This is a genomic window from Microbacterium sp. (genome assembly GCF_041641055.1).
Taxonomy (GTDB): Bacteria; Actinomycetota; Actinomycetes; order Actinomycetales; family Microbacteriaceae; genus Microbacterium.
In genome coordinates this window covers 52,501-59,579 of record NZ_JBEPZB010000015.1, presented here as the reverse complement: position 1 = coordinate 59,579, position 7,079 = coordinate 52,501, and the positions used below count along the sequence as shown (strand labels likewise).

At 65.0% G+C, this 7,079-nt stretch carries 9 protein-coding genes; 6 read left to right on the top strand and 3 right to left on the bottom strand.

Annotated elements, in window-relative coordinates; translation table 11 throughout:
* The coding region (locus tag ACESK8_RS11050) for a catalase (protein WP_372968638.1) at positions 1-616 on the top strand (616 nt) is incomplete at its 5' end.
* A 174-nt stretch (positions 617-790) separates the two neighbouring features.
* Positions 791-1,600, top strand: a complete 810-nt coding sequence (locus tag ACESK8_RS11045) for an alpha/beta fold hydrolase (RefSeq protein ID WP_372968669.1) — start codon at positions 791-793, stop codon at positions 1,598-1,600.
* A gap of 246 nt (positions 1,601-1,846) precedes the next feature.
* On the opposite strand, the gene msrA is transcribed toward ACESK8_RS11045, so the two are convergent.
* Positions 1,847-2,392 carry a peptide-methionine (S)-S-oxide reductase MsrA gene (msrA, locus tag ACESK8_RS11040; protein ID WP_372968637.1) on the bottom strand — a complete coding sequence of 182 codons (546 nt, stop codon included), beginning with the start codon at positions 2,390-2,392 and terminating at the stop codon, positions 1,847-1,849.
* Positions 2,389-2,877 (bottom strand): peptide-methionine (R)-S-oxide reductase MsrB, encoded by a 489-nt coding sequence (msrB, locus tag ACESK8_RS11035; protein WP_372968636.1) that lies wholly within the window; start codon positions 2,875-2,877, stop codon positions 2,389-2,391. Before msrB ends, msrA begins: the two co-directional genes overlap by 4 nt.
* A 154-nt stretch (positions 2,878-3,031) precedes the next feature.
* On the opposite strand from msrB, the gene ACESK8_RS11030 reads away from it, so the two are divergent.
* Positions 3,032-3,949: a DUF808 family protein gene (locus tag ACESK8_RS11030; RefSeq protein WP_372968635.1), complete on the top strand. Its 918-nt coding sequence runs from the start codon at positions 3,032-3,034 to the stop codon at positions 3,947-3,949.
* Positions 3,950-3,955: 6 nt separating this feature from the next.
* On the opposite strand, the gene ACESK8_RS11025 is transcribed toward ACESK8_RS11030, so the two are convergent.
* Entirely contained in the window at positions 3,956-4,210 is a 255-nt protein-coding gene (locus ACESK8_RS11025) for a hypothetical protein (RefSeq protein ID WP_372968634.1), read from the bottom strand.
* Positions 4,211-5,048: 838 nt separating this feature from the next.
* Between ACESK8_RS11025 and ACESK8_RS11020 the strand changes: the two genes are divergently transcribed.
* The 3 genes from ACESK8_RS11020 to ACESK8_RS11010 are packed head-to-tail and all read left to right on the top strand — an operon-like array spanning position 5,049 to position 7,073.
* On the top strand, positions 5,049-5,381 hold the full coding sequence (locus tag ACESK8_RS11020) for a hypothetical protein (RefSeq protein WP_372968633.1): 333 nt from the start codon (positions 5,049-5,051) through the stop codon (positions 5,379-5,381).
* Positions 5,382-5,412: 31 nt separating this feature from the next.
* Positions 5,413-6,453 (top strand): hypothetical protein, encoded by a 1,041-nt coding sequence (locus ACESK8_RS11015; protein ID WP_372968632.1) that lies wholly within the window; start codon positions 5,413-5,415, stop codon positions 6,451-6,453.
* Positions 6,444-7,073 (top strand): ATP-binding cassette domain-containing protein, encoded by a 630-nt coding sequence (locus tag ACESK8_RS11010; protein ID WP_372968631.1) that lies wholly within the window; start codon positions 6,444-6,446, stop codon positions 7,071-7,073. Before ACESK8_RS11015 ends, ACESK8_RS11010 begins: the two co-directional genes overlap by 10 nt.
* The last annotated feature ends 6 nt before the right edge of the window (positions 7,074-7,079 follow it).

Sequence of the window (7,079 nt, the reverse complement as noted above, 5' to 3'; positions counted from 1 at the left end):
GACCTGGTCGAAGAAGGACTACCCGCGCATCAAGGTCGGCACGTTCACGCTCGACCGCAACCCGCAGAACTTCTTCGCCGAGATCGAGCAGGCCGCCTTCTCGCCCGGCAACCAGGTTCCCGGCACCGGCATCTCCCCCGACAAGATGCTCATGGCGCGCGTGTTCGCCTACTCGGATGCCCAGCGCTACCGCATCGGTGCGAACTACAACCAGCTGCCGGTCAACCAGCCGCACGCGGCCGAGGTGCGCAACTACATGCATGAGGGCCAGATGCAGTACAAGTTCAACCCGGCCGAGCACCGCGTGTACACGCCGAACTCCTACGGCCCCGCCGGCGGACCCACGGCCGACCCGGCCGCCGGTGTCGAGGCGAGCTGGGAGTCGGACGGCGAGCTCATCCGCGCTGCAGCGACTCTGCACCTGGACGACGACGACTTCGGTCAGGCGGGCACGCTGTACCGCACGGTCTTCGACGACGAGCAGCGCGCGCGCTTCCTCGACACGCTGACCGGCCAGGGCCAGGGCATCACGATCGACGCGATCCGCGAGCGGTTCTTCCAGTACTGGACGAACGTCGACGCGTCGCTCGGCGAGGCTCTGCGCGCGCGCTTCTGAGCCGCATCCGCTCTGCCTGCTGCTGAGCAGCATCCTGCTGAGCGCAGGACGAACGCCCGAGATCAGGACGAATCCCACCGGATGCTCCTGACCTCGGGCGTTCTTCCTGTTTTCGGGGGCGGCTCACGGCCCGCACCCGCGGCGCGATGCGACCGACCACGGAGCAGGAGGATGATGGATGCCGTGGCTGTCCCTCTCTCCGACCTGACCAACATGCCCGAACCGCAGCAGGTGTACGCCGCTGACGGCACACGCCTCGCGACGTACACGTGGGGTGAGCTCGACGCCCCGGTGGTGGTGATCGTGCACGGTTTCGCCTCGAGCGCCCGCGACACCTGGGTGCTGACGGGGTGGGTGCGCGAGCTCACCAAGGCCGGATACCGCGTGCTGGCCCTCGACCAGCGCGGCCACGGCCTCAGTCAGAAGCCGCATCAGCCCGATGCATACGGCATCCGCACTCTGGCGACCGACGTCGAGACGGTCATGGACGCGTATCTCGTCGACGACGCCTTCTACGCCGGCTACTCGCTCGGCGCCCGCGTCGGATGGGAGGTCGTCCGCGACCTGCCGCACCGGATCGGTCGCGCCGTGCTCGGCGGCGTGCCGGACGGCATCCCGCTCGCCCGCCTGAATCTCGACCAGGTGCGCGCTTATCTGAGCGACGGCACACCGGTGAGCGATGCGACGACGCAGAACTACATCACGCTGACCGAGCGAGTGCCGGGCAACGACCTCGCGGCGCTCGTCGCCCTGGCCGAGGGGATGCGGTCGTCGCGGACCATCGACCCCGACCCGTCGAATGCTCCGGCGGGGCCCATCCTGTTCGCCACCGGGTCGAAGGATGCGATCATCGAGGGCTCGAAGGCGTTGGCGTCCGCCGCCCCTCAGGGACGGTTCTTCGAGATCCCGGACCGCAACCACTTCAACGCCCCGGGTTCGCGCGCCTTCAAGGAAGCGGCGTTGGCCTTCCTCTCCGAGGCCTGACCCTCGCCCGCGCCGCGGCCACAGCCCGCCACCGACGCACATGCACTGACGGCGCTGCACTGACACACATGCACCGACGCACATGCACTGACACACCCAACGAAGGAGATCTCGCGTAACGAAGGATGCTTCTCGGCATCCGCTCCTTCGATACGTGAGATCTCCTTCGCTGGCCGCGCTCCACAACACGCACTCGCACGACAAGAGCCCCCCGTCCGTCAGGACGAAGGGCTCTCGGCGCGTCGGTCAGACCGTGGCGCTCTGCTCGCGCTGGGGCAGCACCCATCCTGCACGCGGGAAGTGGCACGTGTAGCCGTTCGGGTACTTGATCAGGTAGTCCTGGTGCTCCTCCTCGGCCTGCCAGAACGGCCCGGCGGGCTCGATCGTGGTCACGGCCTTGCCCGGCCACAGGCCGGAGGCGTCGACGTCCGCGATGGTGTCACGGGCGACGGCCTCCTGCTCGGGGGAGAGCGGGAAGATCGCCGAGCGGTAGCTCGAGCCGATGTCGTTTCCCTGACGGTCCTTGGTCGAGGGGTCGTGGATCTGGAAGAAGAACGCGAGGATGTCGCGGTACGTCGTCTTCGTGGGATCGAAGACGATCTCCACGGCCTCGGCATGACCGGGGTGGTTGCGGTAGGTCGCGTGGTCGTTGCTGCCGCCGGTGTAGCCGACACGGGTGTCGAGCACGCCGGGCTGGCGGCGGATCAGGTCTTCCATGCCCCAGAAACAACCGCCGGCGAGCACGGCGGTCTCGGTCCCGGGGGTGCGGGTGATGGTTCCGGTGTCGGTCATGACTGCTCCTCAGAGGTGGATGCGGTGGTGTCGGCGTCGGAGCCGGCGAAGAGGTGACGGTAGCGACCGTACCCCTCATCTTCCAGGCTGTCAGCCGGGATGAAGCGCAGGGCGGCGGAGTTCATGCAGTAGCGAAGGCCACCGGCATCCCTCGGTCCGTCGTCGAAGACGTGCCCGAGGTGACTGTCGGCACCGCTGGAGCGGGCCTCGGTGCGCTTCATCCACAGGGTGCGATCGGTGCGGGTGGTGACCGCATCCTGCTCGATCGGCTTGGTGAAGCTCGGCCATCCGGTGCCGCTGTCGAACTTGTCGGTCGACGCGAACAGCGGCTGGCCCGAGACGACGTCGACGTAGATGCCGTCGTCGTGGTTGTTCCAGTAGGCGTTGCGGAAGGGCGGCTCGGTGGCATCCTCCTGCGTCACCTCGTACTGCAGGTGCGTGAGGTCGCTGACCGCCTGCGGGGTCTTGCCGTACTCGTTCGACATGGTCTGTCTCCTTTGTCTGACGCGGCTGGCTGCAGCGTCATAGAGGAGAACCAGGTGGAGGCCCGATTTGGTCCCGCGGAACTGTGAGCGCGCTGTGAGTTCGAAACCAGTCGATAGAGTTGCTCAGCCGGACACACACCCCAGGGAGACGCACATGTCGGTTGGACTGCTCGCCGTCGTCGATGACATCCTCAGCGCGGCGATGAAGGCGTCGGCCAAGGCCGCCGGCGTCGTGATCGACGATGCCGCCGTCACCCCGCAGTACGTGCAGGGCATCACACCCGCTCGCGAGCTGCCGGTGGTCGCGAAGATCGCCGTCGGCTCGCTGGCGAACAAGTTCCTCATCATCATCCCCATCGCGCTGCTGCTGACGGCCTTCGCGCCGTGGGTGCTGCCGTATCTGCTGATCCTCGGTGGCGCGTACCTGTGCTTCGAGGGTGCCGAGAAGGTGCTCGAGTGGTTCGGCGTGCAGCACGGTCATGCCGATGAGAGCGACCGCAACGAGAACAAGCTCGTGTGGGGTGCGGTGCGCACCGACCTGATCCTCTCGACGGAGATCATGCTGATCTCGCTCGCGAACCTCGAGGCTGGGCTCGACATCTGGACCACCCTGGCGATCCTCGCGGTGATCGCCCTGCTCATGACCGGCGTCGTCTACGGGGCCGTCGCGCTGCTGGTGAAGATCGACGACATCGGCCTGAAGATGGCGAAGAACGCGTCGAAGCGGGTTCGTCACACCGGCACCAGGATCGTCCGGTCGATGCCGGCCGTCTTCCGCTTTATCAGCATCCTCGGCACCGTGGCGATGCTGTGGGTCGGCGGCCACCTGCTGCTGGTGAACCTCGGCGAGGTGGGCGTGCACTTCGGCGCCGACATCCTGCACGCCATCGAGCACTTCCTGGAGCCTGCCGGTGGCGTCATCGTCTGGATCGGCGACACCCTGTTCTCGGCCATCGCCGGCCTCATCGCCGGTCTGATCGTCGTCGGCGTCATCCTCGGCATCGGCCGCCTGATCGGCAAGAAGCCCAGCTTCCACGAAGGCGAGGAGTCGCCGGCAGACGTCCACGTGTGACGCCGGTCAGCGGCGTACGCGCCCCGTCCAGCGGGCGCGGATGACCGCTGCAGGAGTCGACCGGTACACCTGGATGGTGACCGCGACGTCGGCCAGCTTCATGCCGAGACGCCGCGCATAGAGCTCGCGGGCCGCAGATTCGACTTCCGCGAGCGTGCTGACCCGCACCTGTGCGCCGACGTCCACGGCGTGCACCAGCCACCAGCCTCGCTCGACGAAAGCCGTCACCTCGTAGGGATGCCGCATCTGCGCTCCGATCATCTCCGCGGTGAGAAATCGCCGCCTACGTAGAAGACCCTGGATCGGGGATTCCGTTACGCGACAGGCTGGATTCTCCGACGATCTGCTCGGCGGGCCGGGAGATACGGAGGAACCGTGCGCTGCAGGATGCCGATGAGCTCGGGGGGCGCCCCGACTAAGAGCGCCTGAATCGCGACCGATTGGCATTATAAAAGCGCATGAAATGGGACTTTTGACGAGTCATAAAATGCCACATATCCTATCTATTGGTATATCCCACGGCGAATGCTACTCTCACAACAGCCCGGGGAACCCTTCGGCAATTACATTCAAAGGTGAATGATATGTGGAATAAGAAGACGCTCAGCGTATTAGGCGCTATCACGATCGGGGTCGGGCTCGCAGTAAGCGCCGCAGCACCAGCCACAGCACTCGGCACAAGAAGTGCCGTCTGTGACAATAGAACGTATCGAACGTTCGCGGCGGTCAGTAATACCGCCCGGGCGTATACACAAGAATCCCCAGGGACCGCTGGCTCCGGATACTGCGGCGACTCCAAAGTACGTGCGTCATACAAGCTGTATTCGGGGTCCCCCGTGTATTGGACAAGCTGGAAAACAGGTTCCGACTTTGCCGAGCAGAAGCCCGGGAACATCATGGTCGGTGGGGAACACCAGGTGACCAGCGCCACCTGGGGTTCGACCTACCGACTCGCCACATGAGACTCCGACGCGTTCTTCTCGCCGTCTTCGCTCTCACGCTCGGCTTGAGTGGCTGCGCCGCAGCGACTCCGGACGATTCGGGGGATGGTGCCGCGCTCTCCTCCCCAGAGGTCCGAGAGGCGATGTCGGATGGCTCGGTGACGATCGACGAGTATCAGCGCGCATTCCGGAACTACGTCGGCTGCATGGAGAGCGCCGGATTCTCCGTCATCGAGAACGAAGCTGACACCAATGGCGTCATCAACTACAGCATCTCGAATGACGCGGTGGTGAACGGGGCAGATCAAGAATGCTACGACCTTCACTATGGCCCGGTCGACTCTGCGTACCAGGTCGCCCACGAAGACAGCGGCTCTTCGGCGGAATTCCTTCGGGCATGCCTCCTCGCTGAGGGGATAACTCCTGCGGACACAATGAAAGGCCTGCTGGAACAATTCGAGGCCGAAGGACTCGACATAGGTGAATGCTGAACGCCGAAAGACTGCAGTCACGGTCGGAGCCATGATTTTCGCGTGGCTGATTCCGGTCGCAGGCATTTTCGTCATGTCCGCGGTATGGGCCCAGGCCGAGGAGAAGTCGATCGCGGTGCCACTGCCCGCCGTGATCGAGGTGGGGAAGAGAACAGTCGACGAACGAGTTGCCGTTGAACTCCACGTCGACGTAGAGGCACCGGAGGAACTACGCACCCGAGTCGGTGGCACCCTAACGACTCTGAATCTCGGTGTCGGCACAGACCTCAAGCTCGGGGAGGTCGCGTTCTCCATCGACGGCATTGATGTCCTCGTTCATCGATCCTCCGTGCCCTTCTACCGAGAGCTCGCGGTCGGTGCGAAAGGGCCCGACGTACTGGCGTACGGTCAGCTGCTGTCAGAGCTGGGCCTGCTGAGCAACCCGGATGATCTGTTCGGACCGAAGTTCGACGTCGCCACGCGAGCACTGCAGAGACTCATACATGCTCCCGTCGACGGGGTGTTCCGCCCCGAGTACACGGTCTATGCGAGCCCTGATGCTGCTCGCGTGGCAGCGGCACCGGCGCAGGTCGGAGCGCGTGTCGAACCGGGGGACACACTGGCATCACTCACCCCAGCGATCAGCGTCGGGATGTTCCGCGCGTCAGAATCCGGGCAGATGCCAGCGTTCGCCGCGAACAGTGAGATTCGCGTCGAGATAGGCGACGAGACGATCGACATATCCGATTCTCAGAATCTGAACGCAGCCACCCTCCTCGAGGTCATCGGCACCGTCGAGAAGGCCGCTGCGTCCGGGAGCTACCCGAAAGCCGCGATCTCCGACGCCGACGGAACACGGGTCTATGCTCAGCTGTTTCTCCAGTTGGCAGAACCTGAGGAGTACGGAGCCCTGCCGTCTGGCGCCATCATCACTACGCCGCAGGGAGCCACGTGCGTACTCGTGGAGGGCGACGTCACACCCGTCGCGATCGTCCCGTCGCCGGAGTTGGGCGTTGCGTTCATCAGCGCCGAATACGTCGGACTCTCCGTGTCGACGCGGCCCAGCCTGGAGGAACGCCGAGAATGCGAATAGATGTTCTGAGCGTTTCGAAGTCTTTCGGTGCGAAGAAGGTCCTCGAGCGGATGACGGCGCATATCACTGGCGGCTCGATCACCGCGCTGGTGGGCCCGTCCGGCGTCGGAAAGTCCACCCTCCTGTCGATCATCGGCGGCTCGGCACAGCCTGACCACGGTGAGGTCGTAGTGAGACACGATGGGTGCGACCAACGCCCCGCTCCAGCACTCGTGGCGTGGGTGCCCCAAGGATCGAACGCCCTACCCCACCGCTCGACTCGGGACAACGCGGCCTTGGGTGCCTTGTCGCGCGGATGCACGTGGAATGAGGCGTATGCCGCCGGAGTGATCGCTCTCGAGCGAGTCGGACTTGAAGATCTGGCCGACCGCGATGCCCGCCAGCTGTCCGGTGGCGAGTTGCAGAGATTGGCATTCGCACGGGCGCTCTGTGCTGAGCGTCCCATCATCCTTGCCGACGAACCCACAGCGAACCTCGATTCCGCGAACACCGTGATTCTCACCAGGCTCCTCAAGCGCCTGAGCGGATCATCGACCGTGGTCGTCGCCACGCATGATCCTCTCGTGGCGGAGGCCGCAGACGCCGTCATCGACATGAGAGAGCTTGCCCGGCGTGGCTAGGGGAAC